This window comes from Streptomyces sp. CA189, assembly GCF_056428985.1.
Map to the genome: position 1 here is coordinate 1 of NZ_JBWJVM010000103.1, position 26,782 is coordinate 26,782.

Annotated in this window: 17 protein-coding genes; 12 read left to right on the forward strand and 5 right to left on the reverse strand. The window is 68.4% G+C overall.

Annotation, left to right across the window (positions count from 1 at the left end):
* Window positions 1–464 precede the first annotated feature (464 nt).
* A complete protein-coding gene (locus tag AC061S_RS40235; RefSeq protein WP_478690827.1) occupies window positions 465–1,139 on the forward strand; it encodes a recombinase family protein in 675 nt (224 codons plus the stop codon).
* A 155-nt stretch (window positions 1,140–1,294) separates the two neighbouring features.
* On the opposite strand, the gene AC061S_RS40240 is transcribed toward AC061S_RS40235, so the two are convergent.
* Window positions 1,295–1,612 (reverse strand): hypothetical protein, encoded by a 318-nt coding sequence (locus tag AC061S_RS40240; protein WP_478690828.1) that lies wholly within the window; start codon window positions 1,610–1,612, stop codon window positions 1,295–1,297.
* Window positions 1,613–1,732: 120 nt separating this feature from the next.
* On the opposite strand from AC061S_RS40240, the gene AC061S_RS40245 reads away from it, so the two are divergent.
* On the forward strand, window positions 1,733–2,131 hold the full coding sequence (locus tag AC061S_RS40245) for a hypothetical protein (RefSeq protein ID WP_478690829.1): 399 nt from the start codon (window positions 1,733–1,735) through the stop codon (window positions 2,129–2,131).
* On the opposite strand, the gene AC061S_RS40250 is transcribed toward AC061S_RS40245, so the two are convergent.
* Window positions 2,122–2,367, reverse strand: a complete 246-nt coding sequence (locus tag AC061S_RS40250) for a hypothetical protein (protein ID WP_478690830.1) — start codon at window positions 2,365–2,367, stop codon at window positions 2,122–2,124. The two genes, AC061S_RS40245 and AC061S_RS40250, sit on opposite strands and share 10 nt — an antisense overlap.
* A gap of 259 nt (window positions 2,368–2,626) precedes the next feature.
* Here AC061S_RS40250 and AC061S_RS40255 point away from each other — a divergent pair, with 259 nt between their 5' ends.
* The 6 genes from AC061S_RS40255 (at window position 2,627) to AC061S_RS40280 (ending at window position 11,844) form a co-directional block, all read left to right on the forward strand.
* A complete protein-coding gene (locus AC061S_RS40255; RefSeq protein WP_478690831.1) occupies window positions 2,627–2,887 on the forward strand; it encodes a hypothetical protein in 261 nt (86 codons plus the stop codon).
* A gap of 196 nt (window positions 2,888–3,083) precedes the next feature.
* The gene (locus AC061S_RS40260; protein ID WP_478690832.1) at window positions 3,084–4,016 is read left to right on the forward strand and encodes a hypothetical protein; all 933 of its coding nucleotides are present in this window, start codon (window positions 3,084–3,086) and stop codon (window positions 4,014–4,016) included.
* Between the two features lie 76 nt (window positions 4,017–4,092).
* Window positions 4,093–4,365 carry a hypothetical protein gene (locus tag AC061S_RS40265; RefSeq protein WP_478690833.1) on the forward strand — a complete coding sequence of 91 codons (273 nt, stop codon included), beginning with the start codon at window positions 4,093–4,095 and terminating at the stop codon, window positions 4,363–4,365.
* 190 nt (window positions 4,366–4,555) lie between these two features.
* On the forward strand, window positions 4,556–5,293 hold the full coding sequence (locus AC061S_RS40270; protein ID WP_478690834.1) for a dienelactone hydrolase family protein: 738 nt from the start codon (window positions 4,556–4,558) through the stop codon (window positions 5,291–5,293).
* Window positions 5,294–5,448: 155 nt separating this feature from the next.
* Window positions 5,449–10,983, forward strand: coding sequence for a sacsin N-terminal ATP-binding-like domain-containing protein (locus AC061S_RS40275; protein ID WP_478690835.1), 5,535 nt, complete (start codon window positions 5,449–5,451; stop codon window positions 10,981–10,983).
* A gap of 309 nt (window positions 10,984–11,292) precedes the next feature.
* The gene (locus AC061S_RS40280) at window positions 11,293–11,844 is read left to right on the forward strand and encodes a hypothetical protein (RefSeq protein ID WP_478690836.1); all 552 of its coding nucleotides are present in this window, start codon (window positions 11,293–11,295) and stop codon (window positions 11,842–11,844) included.
* A gap of 32 nt (window positions 11,845–11,876) precedes the next feature.
* Here the strand turns inward: AC061S_RS40280 and AC061S_RS40285 are convergent, their stop codons facing one another.
* Window positions 11,877–12,041: a hypothetical protein gene (locus AC061S_RS40285; protein ID WP_478690837.1), complete on the reverse strand. Its 165-nt coding sequence runs from the start codon at window positions 12,039–12,041 to the stop codon at window positions 11,877–11,879.
* Window positions 12,042–12,139: 98 nt separating this feature from the next.
* Here AC061S_RS40285 and AC061S_RS40290 point away from each other — a divergent pair, with 98 nt between their 5' ends.
* From AC061S_RS40290 to AC061S_RS40305, 4 genes are all read left to right on the forward strand, one after another.
* Window positions 12,140–12,274 carry a hypothetical protein gene (locus AC061S_RS40290; RefSeq protein WP_478690838.1) on the forward strand — a complete coding sequence of 45 codons (135 nt, stop codon included), beginning with the start codon at window positions 12,140–12,142 and terminating at the stop codon, window positions 12,272–12,274.
* A gap of 64 nt (window positions 12,275–12,338) precedes the next feature.
* Complete coding sequence (locus AC061S_RS40295) at window positions 12,339–12,809, forward strand: hypothetical protein (RefSeq protein WP_478690839.1); 471 nt, start codon at window positions 12,339–12,341, stop codon at window positions 12,807–12,809.
* Entirely contained in the window at window positions 12,806–13,306 is a 501-nt protein-coding gene (locus AC061S_RS40300) for a transposase family protein (protein ID WP_478690840.1), read from the forward strand. The genes AC061S_RS40295 and AC061S_RS40300 overlap by 4 nt, the downstream gene beginning before the upstream one ends.
* A gap of 254 nt (window positions 13,307–13,560) precedes the next feature.
* Window positions 13,561–14,772, forward strand: a complete 1,212-nt coding sequence (locus AC061S_RS40305) for a site-specific integrase (RefSeq protein ID WP_478690841.1) — start codon at window positions 13,561–13,563, stop codon at window positions 14,770–14,772.
* Between the two features lie 239 nt (window positions 14,773–15,011).
* On the opposite strand, the gene AC061S_RS40310 is transcribed toward AC061S_RS40305, so the two are convergent.
* Window positions 15,012–15,611, reverse strand: coding sequence for an SMI1/KNR4 family protein (locus AC061S_RS40310; protein ID WP_478690842.1), 600 nt, complete (start codon window positions 15,609–15,611; stop codon window positions 15,012–15,014).
* Between the two features lie 5 nt (window positions 15,612–15,616).
* The gene (locus tag AC061S_RS40315; protein ID WP_478690843.1) at window positions 15,617–25,636 is read right to left on the reverse strand and encodes a LamG-like jellyroll fold domain-containing protein; all 10,020 of its coding nucleotides are present in this window, start codon (window positions 25,634–25,636) and stop codon (window positions 15,617–15,619) included.
* Window positions 25,637–26,782 lie beyond the last annotated feature (1,146 nt).

The following is a 26,782-nucleotide window of genomic DNA, read 5'->3' on the forward strand; positions in this document are numbered from 1 at the left end:
TGCATGATGGGACGGCAGGCACGGATCCCCCGGTGATCATGAAGCGTAGAGAACTCCATGATCGGGCGAACCGTGCCTGCCCTACTACTGCCGCCCAGTCGGGCACCTACTGGCGGACGTTCTAAGACGTTCAATCGTCTGGTGAACGAAGGCATCCTCCACAAGGACGGAACCATCAAGGCGAACAGCAACGTCATCACTGCGGAAAAGGAGCGGCTCAAGCGGATCAACGATGAGCACGCAAAGAGGCCCAGGTGACCGCTGAGACCACACGGTCGTGAGCCGCGGTGGGGACTGGAAGGCGCGGCAGTGTGTCACAGTCCCCGCCAAGTTTTCAAATAACCATCGTTTGTTGAAGGCCGCAGGGCGGACCGCCGGAAGGGCCCCAGGGCCTTCAAGAACCCCTTCAAAAACCCGGATGGTTCAACAACTCCCGAGCACCGTTTTCTGACAGGATTCCGGGCGTGAGCACGCCACTTGAAGACGCCCAGTTCGAACTCCTGGTCGCCGAACCCGCCGTCCGCACCGAGATCCGCATCGGATACGCCCGGGTGTCCACCGGCGGACAGAAGCTCGACCGCCAGCTCGACGCCCTCACCGCGGTCGGCTGCCGCCGGATCTTCGCTGACAAGAAGTCGGGGAAGAACGACCTGCGGCCCGAGCTGAAGGCGTGCCACGCCTTCCTCGCCCCGGGTGACACCCTGGTGGTCCCCGAACTGGCCCGGTACGGCCGCTCCCTACAGGACCTGATCACCATGGTCGGCGAACTGCGCAAGCGCGAGATCGGCTTCACCTCGCTGCACGAGCGCCTGGACACCACCACCCCCGGCGGCCGGCTGGTCTTCCACGTCTTCGCCGCCCTCGCGGAGTTCATCCGCGAGCTGATCGTCTCCGGTACCCGCGAGGGCCTGGCCGCCGCCCGCGCCCGCGGGAAGGTCGGCGGCCGGCCCACCGTGGTCAACGCGGACATCATCCGGGCCGCCCGCGACATGCTCCCCAACCCCGAGCACTCGATCACCTCGATCGCCAAGCTCCTCGGCGTCAGCCCCGGCACCCTCTACAACCACATCCCCGACCTGCGCGACCTGCGCGCCAGCCGCACCGGCATCCCGGCCCAGCTCGGAGCGGGCACCCGGTGATCCCCGGCCTGCACCGGCCCAAGGGCTGAGCCCCTCGGGGTCCAGTCAAGATGCCGGCAAAAGGGGACGTGGCGTGATCTTGGACTACGGTCTGGGCCTGCGGCAACCGTGCGCCCGGGAGGGACACGATCGCGCGCGATCGGCTACACCTCGGCCTACACCGTTCCGCAGTTCGACCTCGGCGCGTTCCAGTCCAGGAGGTAATGCGTGTCCACCTCGCCCACGAAAACAGCCTTTTCGAGGGTCTGGTCCCAGTACTGCCAGCCCGTCGGAGCGTTCGGCGCAACGGGGGCCGGAGGGGCCGAGGTGATAGCGAGGCCGTCGGCCGTCCTGACGTAGTAGGTCGTACCGTCACCGAACGGGTCCTGATAGTTGCCGGGGCTCTGGGTGCGCAGCAGCGCCTCCCACCCCGACCTGCCCATCTCCCGGAGCTCGTCGTGGTTGCCAGTATGGAGAGCAGTCGGGGTTACCACGGTGACCTCTTCGCTTTGAGCCTGTCCAGCGTGATCATGCTCATCCTAGGGCCCTGCGCGCACCAGCCAGACCCAAACGCCATTACTCCAAAGCCACTTGGCCCCGGGCGGTGATCACCTTTGCCGGGGCAACCCATCCGCCACCCCACCAAGATCATCCCGTGGCGGCTTTTGGGCTCGCCTTGGCTGGACCCCTTCCACGTCTTCGCCGCCCTCGCCGAGTTCATCCGCGAACTCATCGTCGCCGGCACCAAGGAGGGCCTCGCCGCCGCCCGGGCCCGCGGCAAGGTAGGCGGACGCCCCACGGTCGTCAACGAGGACCTCATCCGCGCGGCCCGCGACATGCTGCCCAACCCGGAGAACAGCGTCACCACCATCGCCAAGATCCTCGGCGTCTCCGTCGGCACGCTCTACAACCACATCCCGGACCTCAAGGAACTGCGGAACTCCCGCGTCCCACGGCAGTTGGAGCGCAGCACGCAGCCCCCGCAGCTACCTTGCACCGTGGGTCAGAGATAGGACACCGGGGCCTGCCCGGCCTGCTCGCCGAGCACCTCAAGGCCACCGATGTCGCCGAGATCCGCGAAACGCTGCGCGGTGGCCGGACGATCCACCGCGTGCAGGGCTACCTCGGTGCGCGTCACCGCCCCGTGCGCGCTCCACCAGGCCGTGCTGAAGCAGTGCGCCGCCCTCGCCGGCGACGGCTCCGCCCCTGCCGGGAGCAAGGCGTACCCCACGTACGCCGACCGGATCACGCGGACATCCTGACGAACACGCATCGCCGTCAGAAAGGTTCGACACATCCGAGTTCGCCAGGCACCCGGAGGAACTCGGGGGTGAGACCGACACCAAGCTCATCACACGGCAACGGGCCAGGTCAGGGGCTACTCCGTTGTTTTCTCGGCGAGAACTACTGGGACCCTATCTGTGCCAGAACCCGAAACTCGTGAACATTCCGGCCAGGATGCGACGCCGGCTGCCTCCCGAAGCAACGTCGATCTACTGCCCGTTCTCGTGAACAGAGCCACTCGCGAGCGAGTGCTGTCGGAAGCGGCACACGGGGGCACGCTGCCGCTGTACCGGGCGGAGAGGACCGCCAAGCACCACTGGGGCCTGGTCCGTAAGAAGGTCGGCGTGAAGTACGACCAGGGCGAGGCCCGCAGGATCGCCGAGCGGTCGATCCGCAAGGAGGCCGCGGCGAAGAACCCGCCGGCGGACCTGATCAACATCGCGCTGGAGAAGGTCGTGGAGGCCGGGCTGGAACTGCCCGGGTGATGCGGCGGCTGCGGGAACCGGCCGAGCACGAGATCACCGACTTCTCCCCGTTACGGCCGGTGGGTCTGCGGTTGGGACCTCTCGGTCCACAACGGCGGACCCGTCGAATCCTGGTGCTGCGCCCACCCTCTGGCTCGGAGCCGGTGCCGGGCACCTGCCGGGCCGGTGTTCGGGCCCGAAGCGGTAATTTGGTGCGATGGATCACGACGTCGCCGCAGGGCTGGTCGAGGAGTGGCTCGCCGGCCCGAACTCCGAGGCGAGCGGCCACTTCAGCTACCAGGCCCTCGAGCACTACCGGCCGGCGGTCCTGCACTGGCTCACCGTCGGATGCGGTGCCGACGGGGAGAACATCCCGGACCCCGACCGCTATCTCCGCCCCACCCCGACGGCCCTGCAGGAGTGGGCCGTCGGCTACGCCGGCGCCGCCCGCTCCCGCGATGCCGCCTGCGGCGCCGTACGGTCCTTCTACCGCTGGCTCGAAACCCCGACGGCCGCGGGCGGACCCGGCCTCGTACCGACCGGCACCGCCAGGTCCCTGCAGTTCCAGCGCGGCGGCAACTTCGCCGCCGGACTGCCCGGACGCGAGCTGTGGACCCCCGACCAGTGCCGCTGGCTCGCCCAGGCCGCCGACCGGTACCAGGGCACCCGGCGCGAGAGCCCGCACCGCGCCCGGGCCCTCGTATACCTCTGCCTGAACCACTACCTCTGGGGCCGCGACTCCGAAGAGGACGTCCTGCGGCCCGGCCAGATCACCGCCATGCGCCTGAACGGCCGCCACCAGGAACAGCACCGCACCACCTGGGACGTCCCCCAGAAGAACGCCGCCAGCGACGCGACCCGCCTCCAGCCCGTCCACCACGACGCCGTCCGCGCCATCGACGAATACCTACCCCACCGCGCGACCGCCCTCCCCGACACCGGCCACCTCTTCACCACCGTCAACGGCCGCCCCCTGGAACCCCAGTCCCTGCTCCGGATCCTGCGCACCGTGGCCGCCACCCACCCCGACCTCGAAGAGGCCGCCCGCACCCTGTCCGCCGACGCAGTCACCCACTCACCGGCGGCCCCAGCCGGTCCCACGGCCGGTCCGTCCGGCAACGGCCCGAGCACCGGAGGCAGCCCTGCATGAAGACCTCGTTGACGCGCGAGCGAGGGAGTACAACAGGACGTACGAGGAGCTCCTCACCCTCGCCGACCGCCTCGAGGTGCTCCGCCACCTGCAGGAGGGGGTCGATCCGCGCGCCGGAGCGGCCCCGCACGCGGTCGGGTTTGCCGCCTCCATCCTGCGGGTGACCGACGCGGAGACGCCTGTGCCCGGCTTCCGCCACGACACAGGGCAGCTGCTCGAGCTGGCCGCCAACTGGAGGGAGGCGGCATTTGAGATCGGCGAGTTCGCCCCGACGGCCCCAGGACCGGCGGGGCCTTCATCTGCCTTCCCGCCCCTGCACCTCGTCACCGACCCGACGGCGCCCTCGTGAACGGACGCCCTGAGTTCGTCCCGGGGCTCCGTTCCCGCGCACCGGCACCCGTCCCCGACCGGCCCCTCAGGCGTGCTGCTGCTCATGCGGTTCCACCGGGCTCTATCCAGGGTTCACACACGTGCGTGCTGTTCTGCCAGCGGCAGAACACCGGCCGGACCCGGCTCGAGGATCACTACCGTCCAGTCCCATGACGACGATTACGACGCGTACGGTCGAGTACCCGGCGGACGGTTTGACGATGATCGGGCACCTCGCGCTCCCGGCCGGTGTCGACCGCCGGCCCGCGGTGCTGCTCGGACCAGAGGGCATGGGACTCAGCGACGTCGAGCGCCGCCGGGCCGATGCCCTCGCCGAGCTGGGATACGTAGCGCTGGCCTTCGACCTTCACGGCGGGCGCTACCTGGGCGACCCCGAGGAGATGCTGGCCCGCTGCCTGCCCCTGCTCGCTGATCCCGACCGGATGCGGGGCATCGGCCATGCGGCGCTCGACGTGCTGCGCACCGAGCACCGGACCGGCCCCGACCGGATCGCCGCCATCGGCTACGGCACCGGAGGCGCCGTCGGGCTGGAACTCGGGCGCGACGGCGTCAACCTGCGCGCGATCGGGACAGTCAACGCACTGACCACTGGCCGACCGGGCGAGGCAGCGCGCATTCGCTGCCCGGTGTGGGCCGGCGTCGGGTCGGAAGACCCGATCATGCCGCCCGCACAACGGAACGCGTTCACCGCCGAGATGCAGGCCGCAGGCGTCGACTGGCGCCTCACGGTCTACGGCGGCGCCTTGCACGCCTTCCACCACCCGCCGGTCGACCACCCCACGGTCCCCGGCGTCGGCTACCACCCACAACACGCACGGCGAGCCTGGCGCGACGTCCTCAACCTGCTCGCCGAGTGCCTGCCCGCGACGGAGGATCTGGGGGGATGACCCAGGCAGACAGCCTGGCAAACGCCGGCCTGGACGCCGCCGACCACCCTGAAGCCCTGAAGCCCTGAAGCCGTAGCGATGCTCCCTCGAGCCTCCGATGTCAGTGACGCGGGATACCGTCCTCATCACGCTGGGGTGAGAGGTGGGGGAGAACCATGGCGAAGAACGCCCGGGCCGATCAGCTGAGGGAGTACGGCCGGTCCGTGCTGGAGGGGGCCCGGTCGGAGCAGGTCCTGCGCATGGCACGGCAGGTGGACGGCGCCTCGCGCGCGACCGCGCGGGAGTACGCCGGCCGCTCCCTCATCGAGTTGCTGCAGAACGGCTACGACGCGCATCCGAGGGACCGCCGCGACGGACGGGTCCACGTCCTGCTGGATGAGGCGGAAGGCGAGTGGGGGACGCTGTACGTCGCCAACGGCGGCACGCCCTTCACCTGGCGGGACGTCAAGCAGGTCTGCGAGCTCGCCCAAAGCTCGAAGGAGGTCGGCGAGGGCATCGGGAACAAGGGCGTCGGGTTCCGCAGCATCCTGCTGATCAGCGAGGCGCCCGAGATCTACAGCGCAGACCCCGACAGCCCGCTCGGCCCGGAACTGGACGGGTACTGCTTCCGCTTCGCGCAGCAGGCCGACGTGGAGGAGTTCCTCGCCGGTGAGGACAACGCCCAAGAGGCGGCCGCCACGTATCCGCCGCTCCAGGCACCCCTGCCGCTGGACGATGTGCCCGCGACCTGTCGGCAGCTTGCCGCCGACGGGTACGTGACCGTGGTCCGGCTGCCCCTGCTGGGCGAGGCCGCCCGGGCCGAGGTCCGGCTGCGGATGCGCGAGCTCGCGGGGGCGAAGGTACCCGTGATGCTCTTCCTCGACCGGCTCGCCGGCCTGACGCTGGAACGGCGGGCCGCCGTCGGCGAGGCGGGCGGGCCAGGCGAGCCTGATGGCCGCCACGAGTTGGGCGATCACCCCGAGCCGGGCGATCCACGCCAGGAGGACGAGCGGTACGAGCTGACCCGCTCCGAGGAGCGCTTCGGGACGGTACAGGACCTCGCCGGCCGCGGGTTCCCCGTCTCCTGCGCGACCGTGGACCTGGGCCCGTCCGGCACCTACCTCGTAGCCCGGGGCACCGTGGAGAAGGAACGACTGAACGGCACGCTCGCCGAGGCCGTGGACTCCGGGCTCCTCGACGGTACGTGGCAGGAGTGGAAGCGCTCCGCCGTCGTCGAGGTCGCGCTCCCGCTGCCCGCCACGACCCGACCGCGGCGCGGGCAGATGTACACCTTCCTGCCGATGGGCGAGGACGAGACCGCGCCGTTCCCGGGCCACGTGAACGCCCCGTTCTTCACCAAGCTCGACCGCACCGGCCTTCCCCGCGACAATCCCCTCAACGTGCTGCTGCTCGACGCCGTCGCCGAGACCTGCCTGGCGGCCGCCGCGGTACTGCGCACCGTGCCCGAGCCGTCGATGCGGCGGTTGGCCGTGGACCTGGTGAGCTGGGGAAGCGACAAGGGCTCGCCAAGGCGGCTGAGCGAGGCGGCCCTGCGCGTGCACGGGAGCGAACTTCCCGACGTACCGCTCGTGCCTGTTCTCGCAGCGGAAGGCGCCCCGTCGGAGGCGGCCTGGGCCCCGCCTCGGAGCGCGGCCCTGTGGCCGGACCTCGAGCTGACCGTCCTCACGGCACACCGCGCGCACGGGGCCGGGGTCGTGGTGGCGGATCCGGAGATCGGCGGCGACCGGCTGAGACGGCTGGCCACCTTGTGCAAAGCCCTCGGGTACCCGTGGGAGCCGGTCCCGGAGACCCTCGCCGAGCACGTGGAACAGATCGTCCAGGGCCTCCCTCTCCCCGGGGCCGGCGGGTCCCTGGAGCAGTGGAGCGCGCTGTACGAGGATCTGGCGGCCCTCTTCGAGAACGACGGCCACGTCCTGCACGGCAGGCAGCTGCTGCTCGCGGAGGACTGCACACGGCAGCACGCCAACCGTCCCCTCGACAGGGCGGGTACGGGCACGCGCACACGTGCAGGGGCAGGTGCAGGTGCGGGGGCACAGGGCAGGCCGAGCGGGCAGGGTGCCCGCCGCGAGGCGTTCTTCCAGCCGGTGGATGCGGGGACGAACCCGGCGCAGGAGGCTCCGTCCGTGCCCGCCCTGCTCGGCAAGCGGTTGTTCACCCTGCACCCGGGGCTGGTCTGGAAGGACCACGGTGACCATGCGCACGGGCGGCCTGCCCGTGCCTTCCTCGAGCGGGAGCGGCTCGTCCGGCCGTACGACACGATCGGCCTGCTGGATCACGTACGGCAGGCGCTCAGTGCTAGCACCGATCGCCGACTGCGGCTCCAGACCCTGCGGTTCGTCTTCCGGCTGTGGCAGCTGCGGCGCTCGCTGGACGGGGCGGAGATGTCCTCGCTCGGACTGTACGTGCCCTCGGCGGACGGCCGGATGATCAGGGCGAGCGATGCCGTCTTCGGCCGCGGCTGGGGCCGCGAGTCCGTCGGCGAGGACTTGGCGGCGGTGGTCGCCGCCGGGCAGGACGTGTCGAAGGACCTCAAGGCGATCACGGGACGGCTCCTCGCCGCGCGGGAGGAGTTCGACAAGAGGGCCGGGACCTCTGACGACTGGCGGGCGTTCCTCGCAGAGGCGGGGGTGGCCGACGGGCTGGTCCCGACCTCGTCACCGGACGCCTCGAGCTGGATCGACCACGGCGATGGTCTCGTCGCCCGGCAGGTGGTCCGCATGGGGAAGGTCTCGCCCGAGGTACAGGCGCAGTGGGAGCCGTACCTCCGCGCCTGGTCCACTGCCGATTACCCCCGGACGCCGTACCGGGGAACCCCCGCCTGGCGGCTCCCCGGCCAGGATGTCGTGGAACGGCTCGGCCTGGAGGCGCGGTCGGCGTACGCACGGCTCGTCCTGCACGGCCTGTCCCACTGGGACAATATGAAGTTCACCAGCATCTGGACCAGCAGGGGAAGCCACAGCCGATCGGACGTCGAACGGTTTCTGACCCCGCTGGGTGCCTTCGTCCGGGAGCAGCCGTGGCTCCCGGTGCGGAGCCGTGACCGCGCCGACCGGTTCGTCCGGCCGGCCGATGCCTGGCACTGCCCGCCCGGGCTGGAGGAGGAGCCCTCGTACGCGCCGACCATCGACCGCCGGCTGCGCCACCTGCTGGAGCGCGGGAGGACGGGCGAGCGGCTGCGGGAGATGCGGCTGCCGACCTGGGGCGACTCCCGGGACAGCGACCGCCTCGTCGCCGCACTGGGACGGCTCGCGGCGCAGGGCGCACTGGGGGCCGAGGACCGGCCAGCCGCGCAGCGGGCCAACGAACGCGCCTGGAAGGACCTCGTACGGTGGCCGCGCCCCGCTCTCCCTCAAGGCGCCGCCCTGCTCGCGGAGTCCGGGGACCGGCTGATCGGCGTACCGTTGTCCGCCCTGAACGGCGGGGAGGCCCGGGGCGGTGACGTCGACGGTGGCGACGCAAGCGCCGATGGCGGGACCGTGCTCTACGTCAGCGGTGAGCGCGACGGTCTGACGGCTCTGCTGGTACGGGAGATGGCGCACCCCCTGCTCACCCTTCCCGGTGTCTCCGCGGAAGCCGCCGAGGTGTTGGCGGCCGCGGCCGGAGATCCCACTGGCGTCCGGCATACCGACGACCTGATGTTCACGGTGACCGTGGACGGCGCACGGGTGGACCCCGTGTCCATGGGGGAGCCGCTGGTCCAGCAGCTGCCCTGGCTCATCCTGGCCGTCGGCGTCCTCGCCGACCACCCGGCGCGTGGCCCCCGGGCGAGCGAGGCCGAGTTGAGCGAGTTGACGTCGCTGGTCAGGAGCGTACGTCTGCACCGCTACCGCTCCTGGGACATCGAGCTCGACGGCCGGCCCGTGACGCTTCCGGGCCGCCTCGGCGGAGTGCTGCCGCTGCCCTATCCGAAGCATCCGCTCGTCCTCGCCCCGGAAGGCGGGCCGGGCTGGCCCGAGACGATCCGCATCGTGGTGGCGGTCGCCGAGCTGCTGGGACGGCGGGAGTTCGGCGACCGGCTGCGCATCGCCGCCCACCAGCTCGCCTCCCGCCACGCAGACCTGCGCGACCCCGGCCCGGAGGAGCTCGCCGAGGCCCTGGACGTCACGCTCCGCGAGGTGGAGGAGACGAGCCGCCGGATCGACGGGGCCATCGGCGTGGTCCTGGAGCGCTGCCGGCCCTTCCTCGTCCACCTGGTCGGCCAGGTGGCGGCGGACTCGCTGCTCCTGCCGCCCCCGGGCGACACCCGGGAGTTCCAGGCGCGCCTCGAGGAGTACGCCGCCGAGCTCCCGGTCCCCGTTTCCGAGTTCATCGACAGGTCCCGCGCGGCCCGCGGTACGGACGAACTACGGCGCGACCTGGGCGTCGGATTCGCCGAGCTGAACGACACCTTGCGCGCGATGAACCCGGCGCTGGACCCGGTCAGCCACGCCGAAGAGCACGAGGAGGCGCTGCGCACCTACCTCTACCTGCGCAAGAAGGAGATCGTCAACCGGCTGCGCCGGGCGGTGCTGGAGGACTTCGACGCGCGCCGCCCGATGCCCGACTGGCCCTCGGTACCGGCCCTGGACTGGATCACCGCGCCGGAGGAATGGGCGTACACCGTGGACACGGCCGATACCGCGCGCCTGGAGGCGCACGTGGAGGAGCAGCTCGCGCTGCGCCTGGGCCGACCCGTGCCGCGGGCCCGGTCGGGCGAACACCTGCCCGCCCGCGAGCAGGTGCGCGGCGCGAACCTCCGTACGATCGCCGGCCTGGCCGCCGACCTCGCGGTCCTGGTCAGGGCGGCCGGACACCCGCTGCCTGCGGCCCTGGCCGGAGCAGAACCCGCCGCGACAGTCACCGCACAGCTGGAGGCCGCAGGCGCACTGGACTTCCGGCTCCTGTCCCCCGCCGACGTCGTCGGCTGGTTGGCGGCCCTCGGGCAGTGGCCCGCCGGGATGGCGGCGGAGACGGAACCCGCACGGCACGGGCTGTCCGAGGCCGACCTGGCCCGGGTGCGCGACGCGGCGGAACACGAGCGCCGCGAACGGGAGCGCGAGCGCCGGTCCATCTCCGTCGGCGGGCGCCCCTTCGAGGTGTACTCCGGGGACTTCACCGCCCTCACCCGCGAACTGGAGCGGGTCCTGCGGAGCGGCTCGGCACCGGGCATCACGGCCCCGGGGCCGCTCCGCTTCACGGACCCCCGTCCCCAGACCGGGCGTACCCGGGCCACGACCGGACGCACGGGAGGGAGGCCGTACGGGGGCACCACGGACAGCGGGCTCACCGCGGTCCAGCGGGAGGCCATCGGGTACGTGGGCGAGTGGTACGCGTACCAGTGGCTGTGCGAGCGCTACCCGGACGGCATGGACGAGACCGGCTGGGTGTCGGGCAACCGCCGCAAGGCCTTCCCCGGCCCGTCCGGCGACGACGGCCTCGGCTTCGACTTCCAGGTCGGCTCCGGCAGCCGGCCTTACCTGTACGAGGTGAAGGCGACCGGGGGAGAAGGCGGCCGCTTCGAGCTCGGAGAGAGCGAGGTCCGCGCGGCCCGGCAGCACGCGGGCAACGACCACTGGCGCCTCCTGGTGGTCACCCACGTCCGCACCCCGCACCGGACGGCCATCCAGATGCTCCCCAACCCCTACGGAAAGCGCGGCCGGGACCGCTACCGCGAGGAGGGCGGGGCACTGCGCTTCTCGTACCTGCTGTGACCTCGGCGTTCGACGGCCTCCGGGCGGCCTGGTCGAGCATGTTCTGCACCCGCTTGCGGCTGAACCTGCTTGATGGCGTGAACGCCGTAGCCCTCGCGGCCGAATATCCGCAGCTAGCGGGCATCCTGCTGGCAGACGGACGGGCCGTGCCTGCGAGAATCCGTTCTCCGGCCTTCGACGATGGAGAGACACAGCGTGCGTGGCTTCATACGGGGAGTGCTGGCGCTCGTCGTCCTGTCCTCCGCAGCAGCGGGTTGCACCAGTGGGAAGACAGAAGAGACGAGGGAGACGCGGGAGCAGGGGCGTGCGATGCTCACCTCGGCGCAACTCGCGGACGCCCTCTTGGACGGCAAGCACTCCGGATTCACCGTCATGCCCGAGCGATGGCCCATCCTCGAGGAAGAGGACGTCGTCACGGCGTCCGATCCGGCCTGTCAGCCACTGGCCGACGTGACGAGCGTCAAGCCCAGGCATCAACCCACCGGGACCGTTTGGGCTGTGCTTCAGGACAAGAACGGAAACTCCGGCGGGAGCGTCGTGCTCTCCAGTTTCGCGACGGGTGGGGCGAAGGACTGGATGAGCGAGCTGCACGCGGCTCTCACCGTGTGCAAGAGCTTCTCGGCTTCCTCCCAGCGCGGCTGGTCGGACCCGGTCACCCTCGCGCCGCTGCCGTCCGCCGGCGTGGGTGACGAATCCGTCTCCTACTCGGTGACCGCCGACGAAGCTCCCGCAAAGCGGCAGATCATGACGATCGTGCGAACCGGTGGGTCACTGGCCGTCTATCTCACCCCCTCGGATGGACAACGGCCTCCTGTCTCCCTCATGAAGCGTCAGCACGAGCAGCTGGCGGCAGCCGGCTAAGGCACCCGGCAGGAGCCGTGCGCCCAGGAGCTTCAACGGTGCTGCTCGGACTCGGTGTAGAGGCGCTGGGCAAAGGGGCCGAGGGCCGTTCCGTAGCTGACCTCCTCGTCACCGCTTACGTTCACCGCGACGACTCGGCCGGCACCGGCCGCGTCGAGGTCGACCATGTACGGGCCCCCGCTGGAACCGACACCCATCAGGCACGGGATGCTCAGGAGACCACCGCTCCCCGACCCGCGCCCAGAAGGGCCTTCGCAGTGCAGGACGCGCGCGGTGTACGGGTAGCCGACGAAGTGTGTTCGCACTCGGGGTGGTCGAGGGCGAGGGCACCGTGTGGTTCGAGCTCGACTCGCTCGACGTCCGGGACCTGGCAGAGCGCGTCCGCGCCGCGGGCGCGCCCACGCTGACCTGCCGGACGGACGCGACCTGAGTCCTGGAGGGAGAGCGGCCATCCTGGCTGGCGTCGGGCGCTGCACTGGCCGGACCTGGTCCTGGTGCGCGACGACGGACGCCTGTTCCAGGTCGAGGTCGAGGTCGAGGTCGAGCTCACGCCGAAGCTGAAGGCCTCGCTGGGGCGGATACTGCGCGCCTACCGGCAGGCGCGGCGGCAGGTCCTGTACCTGGCCACCGACCCGGTCGTCTGGCTGCTGCAGGGCCAGCCCGGCCCGGACGGCCGCTGGGTCGACGGCGTAGCCCAGGACGTCGGGCTGCTCCCGACCAGAGCAGCCAGTCCCGGGAGACGGCGGCCTGCTGCAGATCCGACCGTTCACCGCGAACGACCCGGGCGTCGCCCGCCGGGTCGCGCTCCACCCCAGCCGTCACCGCCGCTCCGCTCGGCCGCCCATCTGACGGGCCGAAGCGTGGAATGGCTAGACGCCGCCATGTCTGTCGTAGCCGATGTGGCCGGCCGCGAACAGCCGCGTGGGAGAGGCGATGTACTCGTCCCGGTCCACGCCATTGGGTGATCCTGCTGGACGGGACGCTGATCCGCACCCGGCGGCGCATTGGGCGGGCGAACCGGAAGAACTACTCGGGCAAGCACAAGGCGCATGGCCTGCTGTTTCTCGCCCTGACCGATGCGAAGGGGCGGCTTTTGCGGATCTCCTCCGCCCGCCGCGGCGCCTGCAGCGAGATCACGGCGGCCCGCTACGAGAAGCTGTGCGCGCGACTGCGCGAGCTGGAGCTTGCGGCAGTTGCCGACCTGGGATTCGTCGGTCTGGACGAGGGGGCAGAGGAGCAGTCGGCGGTCATCACGGGTTTCAAGGCGAGCGGCGTCAAGCGCCTGTCGTCAGCGAAGAAGGTCGTGAACCGGCTGATCAGCAGCCTGCGGGCGCCGGTCGAGCACGGCTTCGCGAGCCTGAAGACCTTCCGGATCCTGACCAAGGTGCGCATGCATCTGCGGCACGCGACCGCGCCGCTGCGGGCCCTGCTGGTGCTGACACACCACCAGGTGGCGCGGTGACCGATGATCTACCCACAACGATCACCGTGATGAGCTGCGTGAGCACCCCAACGACTCGTCACACCAGAACCGTTGACCTGCAGGAATCACGATGGAACTTCCCCATGGACGGGGCAGCGAGCCGGAATCGCCGACCAGAAGCGTGGTAGCGGGACGTCGTTCCGTCTGCTTCCGCGGGGCAGACGCGACGACCCTCGTATAAATTCCCTTATACAAGGGTGATTGCCCAGGAACGATCGTCAGGGGAGCGGCACATGAGCGAGCATCAGCAGTCCGCGGTGGACGACCGGGACAGCGACGAGATCGTCGAGGCCGAGCTCGTCGCGGAAGGCGAGCTGCTACCGGTACCCCAGGTCCACCCATCACACTCACCTCGTCCCCTGGTCGACCAGCACACGATCCTCTACCCGGCGGAGGCCGTCCCCACGGAGGCGGATGCGCCGACGTACACCCGTACGGACTTCGAGGTGTCCGCGGGCACTGCACAGCGCCTGCGCGACAAGTCCGCTCCCGCCAACACCAGCCGCAACTACACGAGTCAGCGTCGGAAGTTCGCCGAGTGGTGCGAGGAGATGGGCAGGGTGGCTCGGCCCTGTACGACGGCCACGTACGTGGAGTGGGTCGCCGGGCTCATCGCCCGCGAGATGGCGCCGAACACCATCCGTACGTACATGTCGGGCGTCCGCATGTGGATGCCCGAGGACCGCCGGCCCGGCACGACCGAAGCCCGGGGCATGCTGGCGGAGTACCGCAAGGAGTGGGGCAAGCGCAACCGGGTCCGCAAGGCGCCGGCCATCACTGAGGCGATGCTGCACGCCATGGTCGACACCTGCGACCTCCACTCACCCGCAGGCCTGCGGGACCGCTGCGCGCTCCTGGTGGGCCGGGGCGCGCTGAACCGCCGCATCGAACTGGCCGACCTGGACATCGACGACGTCGAGGTCGAGGACGGCGGAGTCGACCTGTGGATCGCCCACTCGAAGACCGACCAGGAGGGAAAGGGCGAGAGCACCTTCATCCCCGCCGACCCCTCATCCCCCCGCTACGACCCGGTCGCAGCCGTACGGGACTGGCTGAACTGCCTGCACCGCATGGGAGTCCACGAGGGCCCCCTCCTACGCGCCCTAACCTCCACAGGCCGGCTCCAGAACCGCACCACAGCCACTGCCCGCGGCGACTACGTCACCGGCGACGCCCTCAACGACTGGGTCCGCCACCGCGCCTACCTGGCCGGCCTCCCCACCTGGCACCTGGTCACCTCACACGGCCTACGCCGCGGCGGAGCCCAACAAATCGCGGACGCCGGCGCCGACCCGACGAAGCAAGGCCGCTGGAAACCGGGCTCGGCCACGGTTAAGCGCGAGTACCTCGACCGCGCCCAATCCCGCGCCCAAAACCCCTGGCACCAGGTACAGGCCGCAGGAACCAGCACGGACCGCCAGAGATTTGTCCCGGCCCCTCCTTAGCAACCCCTGACTGCCTAGCCGATGGGCCGCCGCCATGGAGACCACCCCATGCACCGGCGTTGCCGTCAACTACTGCCGTCAGACGCGGGAAACAGGCCCCACCAAATTGTTCCAGTGGCGCGATCACTTCGGATCTGGCCGGCGACCCTCAATGCAATGGCACCTTGAACTCAATGAAGAAAACACAACGACCCGCCAAGTAAAGTGGCAGGTCATTGTGACAGCGAAACTGAGCTCACTCAAATCCCACGAGCAGGTCCATGCCAGCGTACGACTTCTTCACCCTGCACCATGGGCCGCGACTCCAACGCGACCGGACCAGGGTAAAAATAGGAAGAATTCGGCCCCGACATATCCTCGCCTGCCAAATACCTATAGAGCCACTCCGAGAAACTCATCGAATATTCGAAGAACTCGCCATCACCGTCCTCGACAAACAGGATGGACCGACCGTCCGGACCCTTCGCCAAGAAGATCGTTTGTCCGCTATCTGCGGACGCAATGGGCGTCAACCCGCGCAGCGTCCCGAACTCCATCTCAGTCAGATTGAGGACTACTCGTGGATCTCCGTCCACTTCGTCATCCCATGGAATATCTGACCACGCGAGGCACGTGTCACGAATAAATTCCCCGAGGTTCCATCGCGGCGTTTCCGGGTGGTTAAGGAGCAGATGCCCATTCATTTTGACCGGAGCGTAAGCCTCGATTAGCGCCTTATAGTCGTCCGGCAAGGAGAAGCCGAGGTCGCCTTCTATCCGCACCCACGCTTCCGGATCTGTACGCCTGCCGGTCTCCTTACCCAGCAAGGACATCACCCTTGGCAAGTATTCGCCGCTCACGATGCTTACCTCCTCGGGCAGTCCGAACTACCCATAGTAGAACCACCTGTCGGAGACTGGCGGATAACGCAGTGCTTCATCCATGCTCCAGGAACCCCGTAATTATACTCGATGCGCGTAGGGATTCCCGAAGTGCCGTTATCGTAATGAGGCGTGACGGAGATCGAAAGCCGCTTCCCTGATTTTATAGTCTTTCTGATTTCAGCTTCAACACCGTGATTCAAGTATGGCGTATTCGTTTTCTCATATTCCGCCACCAGGTTCCGGAGATCGATCCCAGAACCCCTTGCTGCAGCTGGTATCAGGTGACCGTTTGCAGCAGTGTACCCCTGGCTCTCGATTTCATTCATCCCTGGCGGCTTTGTTGAAGCATTCGTATTTGTCCCCGGATATGTTCGCCCCTTGTTGTAGTCGCTCATGTCCAGCAGTCCATACACTCCAGTGGCTCGACACTGGTAACTGCCCTCATAATCGTCGTAGTAGCGCTCTCGGGGGAGATAGACGGCATGGCCAGTTTCGCTAACCCCTGGACCGTCGTCGCACTTGTCGTCAGTGCGATCGCGGCCATTATTCTTCCCACCAAATACATCGGTAGGAGCCGGTAGAACTTCCGCGCTCTGGCTGGGAGTGAAGTTGGCGTTCCCTTGGAGCATCTGAAGTACCGCTTGTCCACCTATGACCTGCGCCCATCCGTCACCAACGGCCCATGCTGCGTCGTCTATAGCTGTGGTGTCGAGTTCGGGGGTGTGCGCCGGCGCGATCACCGGGTTCGGACCGTTGTTGGGGTTCTGGTCGATCGGCGGCGGAGGCGGGTTGGTGACGGTGCGTACGTTGCATCTGACCAGGCAGCGACCTCCGCCTCCTCCTCGTGACCCGCTTGCTGCTGTTCCGATCTGCCACGGGGTAGAGGTGCCACTAGGTGCTGAGCCCTTGCCGCACAGCCAGTGGTTGCAGGGGCCGCCGAACATGCTTGTCCAGCCACCACAACCTTGAGGAGTGTTCTCGCACGAGGCGTAGCCGATGCTGTTTTCGCCCGCGAGGAAACTCGTCCAGAAGATGTAGCGCGGAATACTGACTGCTCGGAATCCCCAAGATGCCGCTGACCTTCCGAGTGCTCCCCAGCCGCTTGAGGAGGGCTGGGTGGACGGCCTGGGAATGACGGGTGCTGTCGCGGTGCGACCAGTGCCAGTGTCCACGTAGTGGCCGGTGGGGTCGGTTCCATTGAGCGGCGATGCGTTGGCGTACGCATAGCGGTTGGCCTGGACGGAAGGGTTCGGGTCCAGCTGCCAGGTGTCGCGGCTGGTGAAGCTAGCGGTGCCGGGCTGGTACCAGCGGGATGCCATGTTGACTTCGCCGCTGGTGGGGTCGGTCCAGCCGGACTGGTAGCCGATGTTGGGGTTGGTGCCCGAGGTGCTGGTGATCACTCCGACGGGGTTGTACGTGCGGGCGCCGGTGACGGTGGTGGCGTCGGGGCTGAGGCTGGCGACTAGGTCGTCGTGTTGGTCGGTGATGGCCAGACTGGCCGAGGCGGGGGTTCCGGTAGTCGCGCTGGCCAGGAGGGACCCGCCGGGGGTGCGGGTGTAGGTGCTGGTGGCGTCGCTGGTCAGGTTGTTGGAGCCGCCGTCGTAGGTGAAGGCCTTTGCGTTGTGGGTCAGGACGCGGTCGAGGCTGTCGTAGGTGAAGGTGCTGGTGCCGTTAGTGATGGTGCGTTCGAAAGCGTCGGACTTGATTTGCTGCGTGGCGTTGACGTCGGCGGAGTCGGTGACGGTCTGCTCGGTGCCGCGGGCGCTGTAGTTGTAGGTCTTTGTGCCCCAGGTTTCCAGGCGGTTGCGCGAGTCGTAGGTGGCGTTTGTGGTGCCGCGCTTGGTGAGGTTGCCCGCGTCGTCCCACTCGAAGGGGACGGTGCTGGCGCCCTTGCTCCAAGAGGTCATGCGGCCGGCCATGTCGTAGGCGTAAGTGTTCGGTTCCGACACACCGACGGCGGTCTTCTTCACGAGCTGGTCGGACAGGTCGTAGTCGTATGTCAAGCCCTGTACGTCGCCGCCTGTGGTGCGGGCGACGGTGTTCTTGGTGAGGCGGCCGAGGCTGTCGTAGGTGTAGGTGCGTGCGGCACCGATCGTGTACGTGCCATCGGTGGCGGGGCGGGCGTACTGGTCCTGTGTCGGCCGGCCCGCCGCGTCGTAGTTACTGCGCACCTGCGTGCCGGTCAGCGGGTCGGTAGTGGTGAGCAGACGACCGGCAAGGTCGTAGGTGAACGCAGTCGCACCGGCCCTATCGGTGCGGGAGGCCATGTTGCCGTCCGCGTCGTAGGTGTAGGTGGACTTGCCCGACGGTCCGTCGGCGTTCAGGAGCTGACCGCGGTCGTTGTAGGTGTAAGTGTTGTTGGACAGGATGCCGTCTGTGCCGGAGCTGGTCATGCGGCCGGCGAGGTCGTAGGAGAGGGTTCGGGGACGGGTAGCTACTGCTGCGCCGCTGCCCGTCTCGCCTGTAAGTCGGCCGAGGGCGTCGTAGGTGCGCTGGCGCTTGACTCCTCCGGGCAGGAGTTCGGCGACCGGCTGGCCGGCGGCGTCGTAAGTGGTGGTCCAGGTCCGGAGGTCCGCACCCGCGTGCTGGCTAGTGACTGGTTCGATGGTCGACTCGGGCAGGCCCCACGGTGTGAAGGTGTAGTAAGTCGCCTTGCCTCGGCCGTCGGTCAGTCGCGTGCGGTTTCCCGCCGCGTCGTAGCCGAACGTCGTCGTAATGGAGTCGGTAGCCGTGACCGGTTCTACCTGCCTGGTCATCCGGCCGAGTGCGTCGTACGTGTACGTGCGGCGCGCGCCGGTAGCCGAAGTGGACGCCGTCACGTTGCCGTCGCCGTCGTATTCGGAGGAGACCGTACGCAGCGCGGTGGTGCCCGTTCCGAAGTCGGTGACGGCAGTGGGATTGCCCAGCACATCGTAGGCGGTCGTCGTCTTGCGGCCCGTGACGTCCGTGGTCTCGGTCGTGCGGCCGAGGCCGTCGTAGGCCATCTTGGCGATCGCACCCAGCGGGTCGGTCGTGGTCAGGACCTCACCGGCCGCGTTGTGGGTGGCCCGGCTGAGGCCTTGGCCGGGGGTCCTGATCAGTCTCAGGTTGCTGGCGTCGTCCCATGCGTAGAAGGACACCAGGTTCTTGAGGGTGGGCTTGCGTTCGATGGTGGTCTCGGTCAGCTTCCGGCCGAGTTCGTCGTAGGTGGTCTGGGAACGGGCGCCGGTCGGGTCGGTAGCCGACAGGGGAAGGCCGGTCGGCGTCCAGGTGTAGGTGCTGACCCCGCCACCGGACAAGGTCGTGCTGGCGCCGCTGAAGGTGGTGGTTCCCGGGGCTTGCAGGGTCGTTCCCTCAGCTCCGAGCGCGGGGTCCGTCTTGCTGGCCAGGTTGCCGAGCTGGTCGTAGGTGAAGTATGTCGCGCGGCCCAGCGGGTCGGTTTGCGAGGCCGGGCGGCCGAGCGGGTCGTAAGCCGTGCGCGCGACGGCGGTGATCTTGGTGCCGCCGGGCGGTGTGTAGTCAGGCAGCGTGACGGCCGTGGGCCGGCCCAGCTTGTCGGTCTCGGTGCGGGTCACCATGCCGCGCGCATCGCGCGTGTCGGTGGCCTCGGCGAAGGTGTTGTAGCCGGTGAGGGTCTTGGGCGTGGCGGCGGTTGCCGCGGCGCCGTTCTCTTCGGCTTGCACCTGCGGGGCGGTCTGCTCGACCAGGCGGCCGAGGGCGTCGTAGCGGCTGGTGGTGGTGTGTCCGCGCGGGCTGACCTCGGTCAGCGGCAGGCCCCGCTGGTCGAACGTGGCGGAGCTGGTACGGGTCGTGGTGCCGTCGGTGACGGTCGCCTTCTTGGGGTTGCCCGCCGTGTCGTACTCGGTGGTACCGGTCAGCTTCTTGCCGGTGGCGTCGATGGACTGCGTCGCCTTGGTGACCCGGTCGTCGCCGTCGTAGGCCGTTGTCGTCACCCGGTTGAGGCCGTTGGGGTCGAAGGCGGTGCTTGTGGTGCGGCCGGTGGCGTCCACGGTGTTGGTCACCGTCGTTCGGCCGTTACCGGTCGTCTGGCTGGTGAGGTTGCCCGCACCGTCGTAGTCGTTGGACTCGAGGACGATGTCGTGCCTGGTGGCGTCGGACATGGTGACGCTCTTCGCCGTGGTCGTGGCTCTCAGACCGTCGTCGAAGTAGGTGTAGGCGGTGGTGGCGCCCATCGCGTCCGTCGTCGAGGCGAGGCGGCCGGCCGGGTCGTAGGCGTGGGAGACCAGGACGAGGTCGCGGGTCTGGCCGGACGGGTCGCCGGTCCAGTTCTTCAGGACCGACTCGGCCAGGTTGCCGCGCTTGGTGAAGGAGTGGGTGACGACGTTGCCCGCAGCGTCCGTCTCCTGTGCAACTCGGCCCATGGAGTCGTGTGCGAAGACGGTCTCGTTGCCCGCCGCGTCGGTCACGCTCTCGTTGAGGCCTTGGGCGTTGTACCGGTAGGTGGCCGTCCGTGTGAGGTCGCCGCCCGTCGTGTCCTGGGTGGACTCGGTGAGCAGCAGACCGTCCGCGTCGTAGGTGCGGTTGACCTTGGCGGTGTGTGTGGTTCCGGTGATCTCGTTCTTGACGCCGGGACCGGTCTCGGATGAAACGCGGGACATGGCGTTGTACGTGTAGGTCGTCGTCACCCCGGTCGGGGTGGCGGTGGAGGTTTGGGTCTCGGTCACCTTCCGGCCGAGGCCGTCGTAGGTGTAGGTGGTGACGAGGCCGGAGGGCGCTGTCGATTTGGCCAGGTCACCGCTGGCGAAGTACGCGTAGGAGACGGTCATGCCGCCGGTGCTCTTCTTCGTCGCGACCAGGCCGGCGGGGGTGGTGCCGCCGCCGACTGCGGGCTCGCTGCCCGTGGTGTAGGTCGTGGTTGAGGTGCGGCCGTCGGCGAGGGTCACGGTGTCGGGCAGGCCGAGCGGCGTGTACGAGGTGGCCGTGCGGTAGCGGTTGTCGGCTACACCGGTGGAGCGTGCGTCGCGGGCTGCGGTGGGCTTGCCGTTTCGCGGGTCCAGCGGGTCGGCTGCGTTGTAGTAGTAGTCGGCGAACGCGGTCCAGCAGGAGTTCTCGTCGCGGCACGTGGTGCTCGAGACGGTGTTGCCGCGCTCGTCGTGGCCTGAGACGGTGGCGTGCCCGTTGGGGTCCGTGACGGTGTGGAGGAAGCCGCCGGTGTCGTAGGCGTAGGTCGTCGCACCGCCGTCCGCGTTCGTGGAGGCGGTACGGCGCTGGCCGCGCACGGCGTCGTAGGTGCTGCTGGTCTTGGCGCCGGTGGGGTCCGTGACGGTCACGGTTGAGGCGAGGGAAGAGCCTGAGGCGCGAGTGCGGGCGTTGTAGTGCTTGGCGACCTGCTCACCCGTGAGGGGCCGCGGGTAGACGGCGACCTCATCGATCTGACCGGTGAAGTAGTTGACTCCGCCCCCAGGAGAAGCGGGCCAGTACTGGGTGAAGCCCGCTCCGATGTAGGTGCGCTTGTTGGTCTGGTGCTGGACCGGCACGTTGGTGGCCTGTGCGACCTGGGTGCCGTCGAGGTAGAGGGTCTGGGTGGACCCCTGGGCGGTGATTGCGGCGTGGTGCCACTGGTTGTCCGTCACCGTAGTGGGCGACACATTGGTGGCTGCGATGCCTGCGGTGAAGTACTGGCCGTGGAGCTTGTTGTCGGAGCCGACGTACAGCACCGGCGTGTAGCTGGTGCCGGGGTCGGGTATCGCCTGACTCTGGTCGCTGAGGAGGACACCGGGCTTGGTGGTCTTGAACCAGAGCTCGGCCGAGAGGTCGGTACTGGCAATGCGGGCGGCGGGGAGTTCGGCGTATCCGTCGCCTGTGAATTCGGCTGCTGGACGGTCGCCGATGCCGAACGTCCCTGTGGTGCCCAGCTTTGCTTTGGTGTAGGTGCCGTTGCCACCGGTTGCGGTGATCTTGTTGGTGACGAGGGTGCCGGTGGTCTCGTCCAGCTGCCAGTAGCTGGACGGGGTATCGGCCATGACCGTGCCCTGGTACTGGTCGCCGCTTCCGGCGACCAGGCGGGTGCGGGCCTTGTAGTGGCTGGCGACTGTGGCGGCGGTCAATCCCTTGTTGTAGAGCGCGACCTCGTCGAGCTGGCCGGAGAAGTACCGCGTTCCCCTCGGCTGTCCGTCCCACTCCGGGCTGGAGTAGCCGGCGCCGAGGTAGGCCTGCACCAGGGTCTCGGGCGTGACCGCGCCGGCCATGTACCCGATCTTGGTGCCGTCGAGGTACAGCGTCTGGCCCGTGGGACCGCCGGAGAGCACCACGTGGTGCCAAGCGTTGTCCGTCACCCGGGTGCTGCTGATGATCGGGGTGCCCTTGGTGCCGCGCCACAGTTCACTGCGGAGCTTTCCGTCGGCATCGATGAGCAGGCTGGGATTCCACGCCGTGGGAGTAGTGCCCAGCTCCGTGTTCTGCAATCCGAGGAGTACGCCGTTGGGCTTGTCTGTGCGGAACCAGAGCTCGATGGCGAGGGCGGTCGCACCGCTGATGGTCTCGGCAGGTACGTCGATGGCCCCCTTGGCACCGTCCAGGGAGACTGAGCCGTCGTCGCCGTCGAGGAACGCGCCGACGGTGCCCAGGGTGACGCCGTCGCGGTAGGAGCCGTTGCCGCCGCTGGATATCTCGTCAGCCGCGGCGGCGCCGCTGCTGTCGCCCAAGCGCCAGTAGTTGACGGGGCTGGTTGCTTGTACGGCGTTGGTATAGGCCTGGGAGCCCGCGGAGTACTGGGGCGCGGAGATCTGCCAGGTGCCACCTGATTCGTCGGTGACCTGGTTCGCGCGCTCGGTTTCGCTGTCGTACGTGACGTGGGCGCCGATCCTGCCTGAAGGCAAGGTGGACTTGCTCAGCTTGGAGGTGCCGGTGCGTGCGTCGTAGTGGGAACGGACCGTACTGGCATCAAGGGCCCGGTGGTAGACGGCGGCCTCGTCCATGCTGCCGCTGAAGTAGCGGACTCCCCGATTTGGATTGTTGTCCCATTCGGTGCTGGAGTAGCCGGCTCCGAGGTAGGCGAAGTTCTTGGTGTTGTGGTCGACGGCCCCGGTGCGGGAGCCGACGCTCTGGCCGTCGAGGTAGAGGGTCTCGCTGGTCCCGCTGCTGGTGAGGGCCGCGTGGTGCCAGGTCCCGTCAGTAACCGTGGCGGTCGAGGAGAGCGGGTTCTTCCATTCGCCGGCCAGCTCGAAGCCGCCGCGGAGCTTGCCCGCTGCGTCGATGAGCAGGGCCGGGCTCCACCGGGTGGGTACGCCGTCACCCAGCCGCGTGTTCTGGAACCCGACGAGGACACCGGGCTTGGTGGTCTTGAACCACAGTTCCACGGTCAGGACCTTCGAGGAGGCCAGCGTGCTCTCGGGGATCTCCACGTGAGAGCTGGTCCCGTCGAAGGTGGCAGCCTTGTTGGCCGTACCGGTCAATACGCCCGGACTCGCGAGGCCGACGTCGCGGTAGCGGCCGGCGTTCAGGCCGGTACGCGAGACCGCTTCACTCTCCGCGCTCTCGCCCTCGCTTTCGTTCAGCCGCCAGTAGGAGACCGGATTGGCGTCCAGAACCGTGCTCCGGTACTGCGAACCGGCGGTGTACTCGTACACCGTGCACGCGGTGGTCGAGGTCGGCGGGCACACCTTCGTCAGCCGACCGTTGCTATACGTGTAGGCCCACTTCAGCGCCGGAGCGGCGGGCCCGACGGCGTCCGTGCTGACGGAGCTGACGCGGCCGACACTCCAGGTGAAGGTCAGGGCGCGCTTGGACAGCGTGTCCGTGGCCTTCGTCAGCAGTCCGCCCGTGTAGGTGAGCACCTGCTCGCGGCCGTGCCCGTCAGCGATCTTCTTCAGCAGGCCGGCCGCGTCGAACGTGTAAAGGGCGCCGCTCGCGTCGCGTAGCGTCCAGCCTCCGCCTGTGACTGCGGTGAGCGTGCCCATCGAGCCGGAGGGTGCGCTGTAGGTGGCATCGTTGTTGCGGCCGAAGCGGATCTGGCTGCCGCCCGCGAGGGTGATCAGGACATTGCCGTCGGTTTCGGCCTTGGCCCGCATGTCCCAGCGGGATGCCCAGCCCACTCCGAAGGCGTTGCCCTGGCGAGGATCCTGGGAGTTGTACGTCCGGGTGACCGCGAGTTCGGGGCCGACCACCGGCACGGCGGCGTCGGTGGCAGCGGTCGTGTAGTTACCCGCCCGCTCGCCGAAACCGCGTCCGCTGTCCGCGCCGCCGAGGTGTGCGGTGATCACCGGCTGCGGGACCTGGGGCGTCAGTATCGACGGCTGCGTCTGCGTCGACTTGGCCTGGCCGTCGTTGGCATACGCGTACCACGCGTACGTCTTGGACCAGGTCAGCCAGCCGGCGGGCACCGCCCAGCTCTGCGAGGCACCAGGTGTGGACTGCTTGCAGTTCTTACGCGTGTCCTTGCCCTCGACCTCGCATACCTCGAACTGGTACGTCAGGGGGCTGGGGAATCGGTCCTTGTCTGCTGCGGCAGCCCACAGGGTCGGGGTGAGGGTGTCGCTGAGGGAGCCGCTCGGCGGCGCCGCTCCGGTGAGATAAGGCGGGATGTTGACCGCCTCGAACTTGATGGCGGCTCCGGGCACGCCGTGATCGGCGAAGCTGGCAAGGCCGTAGTCGTCCATCGTCCAGACCAGCGTGTACGTCGCCGGTGCCAGCGGCGCGATCCTGGCGTCGACGGTCACCGAGCCACCCGGGGCTACATCGTGCGGCAGGTCCGTCCAGCGGACCTTGCTCCAGTCGCCACCCACGTTGATCCGGCTGTTGTTGCCGTCGAAGAGGTCGTAGCGCAGCTTGAAGTTTCCACCCTTGGGCCAGGTCTGCTGCCCCTGATTGGTAACGGTGACCTTGAACGTGCCCTCGGAGGTGGCCGTCATCGGCTGGACGAACCCGCCCAGGTGGTACGCGGCTCCGTAGCCCGTCCACGTCACGTCCAGGCTGGGGGCGCCGCCGGGGTAGTCGTCCGATCCGAACTGCTTCCAGCTCTTCGAGTCGGTGGTCGACGCCTTGACCGCAAGGCCGTAGTTCGGCTTGCGGTTGTGCGTCCAGTCATCCACCAGCTGACGGCCTTCGGAACCGAGAGGGATACCCTCCCAGGCCGGCGCGCAGGACCAGGTGGACGTTCCCTCCGGGCGCCAGGCGTGCGCGAAGCTCTTCGAACCGAGTGCGGGACCGGTCGCCGGGCCAGGCCATGCGGAGGTACTGGACTCGGACCAGTTCGAGGTGATCTGGTGCACCGTCACAGGGCGGGCCGTGCACGACTGCGACCACGTGTTGTACAGCGAGAGGCTCGCTGCGATCACGTACCCGTTCTTGAGCGCGCCGCTGCCCAGCCCGTCGAACTTCAGAAAGCTGGCCGCCTTGTGGCCGCCCCCGTCGTACGTGCCGACCTTGATGTTGGTGTTACTGGCGAAGTTCGTGTTGTACGGGTACTCAACGAACGTGCCCGAGGTGGACGACACGCCCGCCACCGACGGGTCCACCTTCACCGGAAAGACCCGCTCCGGGGCCGACAGCCACTCCGCGTCCAGCGTGACAACAAGGATCTGACGACCGGCCGATTCCTCCAGCGAGTACGTGACACCAGAGGAGATGACGCCTTCGTTGGCGTTCTCCGCGCGGTGGGAGTCCTCCATCCAGCCCGCGGGCATCCAGCCCTGCTGCTTGCCCTCTGCATCAGTGAAGGCCACGCCGCCCAAACCGTCGAGCTTCGCGGTCAGGCCGTTGCCGTTCAGAGTCAGGGGGAATCGCCACTGAGTAGGCGCGGACTTGTCCTTGAGGATCAGCGTCTCCTTGATGGAGTCACTGCCGGCTATCAGCTCCACATCGGAGGACGTACGGACCTCGGGATAGGTGATGACGCTTCCCTCGACCCTGCCCGTGGAGTGTGCGGCGCCCTCGATCCCGTATCCGATGGACACGCTGTCGCTCACGCCAAGACGGGCCAGCGTCTCCGCGTCCGCGTACTCGGCGAAGTAGAGCGAATCCTGCGTCGAGCGGGGCTCCCATCCAGACTCGGAGAGACTCATCGTTCGCGCGCCACTACTCGATGGCTTGATTAGCTGTGTGTCGATCGGATTCCATTTCCCCTCAGGGGAACGGAAGTTGACCGGCTCGTTGTAATAGCGAGTCGTGTAGGTGCCGTCCTTGTTCACGAACGTACGCGCACGCTCCGCGCGCTCCCCGGCTACTTCGGTACTGGCTTTGGGGTCGAAACCCTTCGGCTCTGGCACCGCAGGGACGGGGACCGCAGTGGCCGGCAGGGAAGCCGGGGGCTTCGGCTCGACACCAAGATCAATCCGGGTGGCCGCACCACTATCAACCGGCAACTCGCCCGGCGCCTTCTGCGCACCGTCACGACCACCGCCCGCAGAAGCGTCGGTCGCACTTCCCGCAGCGTCGTGGCTGCGACCACGCGCTGAACCCCAGGCTTGACCGGGGCGCTCCCCCGCGCCCGGAACCTGTGCGGCAGCTACCCACTGATTCACAGCCAAGACGGCCTGCTCTGTCCCGGCCAACACGGCTACGACGAAAGCGATGACGACAACAAACGGACGCGCGATGCGCACGGAGATCCCCCACAAGAACGATCAAGAGGGGCCCATTCCTATCCGCACTCACAGCCGTAGACAACAGCTATCCAGATTCCACTCCCCGCCGTTCCTTCAACCCGCACCTGGCAGATGGATCTATTTACTGACGGACTTATCCAAATTTCCAAGCGTGAACCCTGCAACCCGTGACGAAGATCACGATGCAGTATCGCGGCCGACTCCCGACCCCCGGCGAGTTATACCTGTCGTGGCCACCGCCCGGTAATACAACCCGGGCACAAACCCATCAGGGCAACCGCGCGCCAGCACGACAAGCTTCACCACACGTGTGGTGCGAACGAGGGGTCATCTCCGCCTGCACGGGAAGCAGACTCCCTGAGCTCTTCGGCAACTCGTCCGGCGTTCGGGCGCTGCGACGACTGGTGCCCAGCCGCACCCGGTCAGGAGCGGGTCCAACCACCGATCGATCGAGGTAGAACATTCCGACTCAGGTCGCTACTGAACTTGATTGGGTGATGTCGGGTTGATCGTGGTCAGTCGTCCATGATCAGACCGGTTCCTGCGAGGCATCCGTCGACGAGGTGTGGTCGGTACTGGATCTGCTTGAGGCTTCGCTTCACG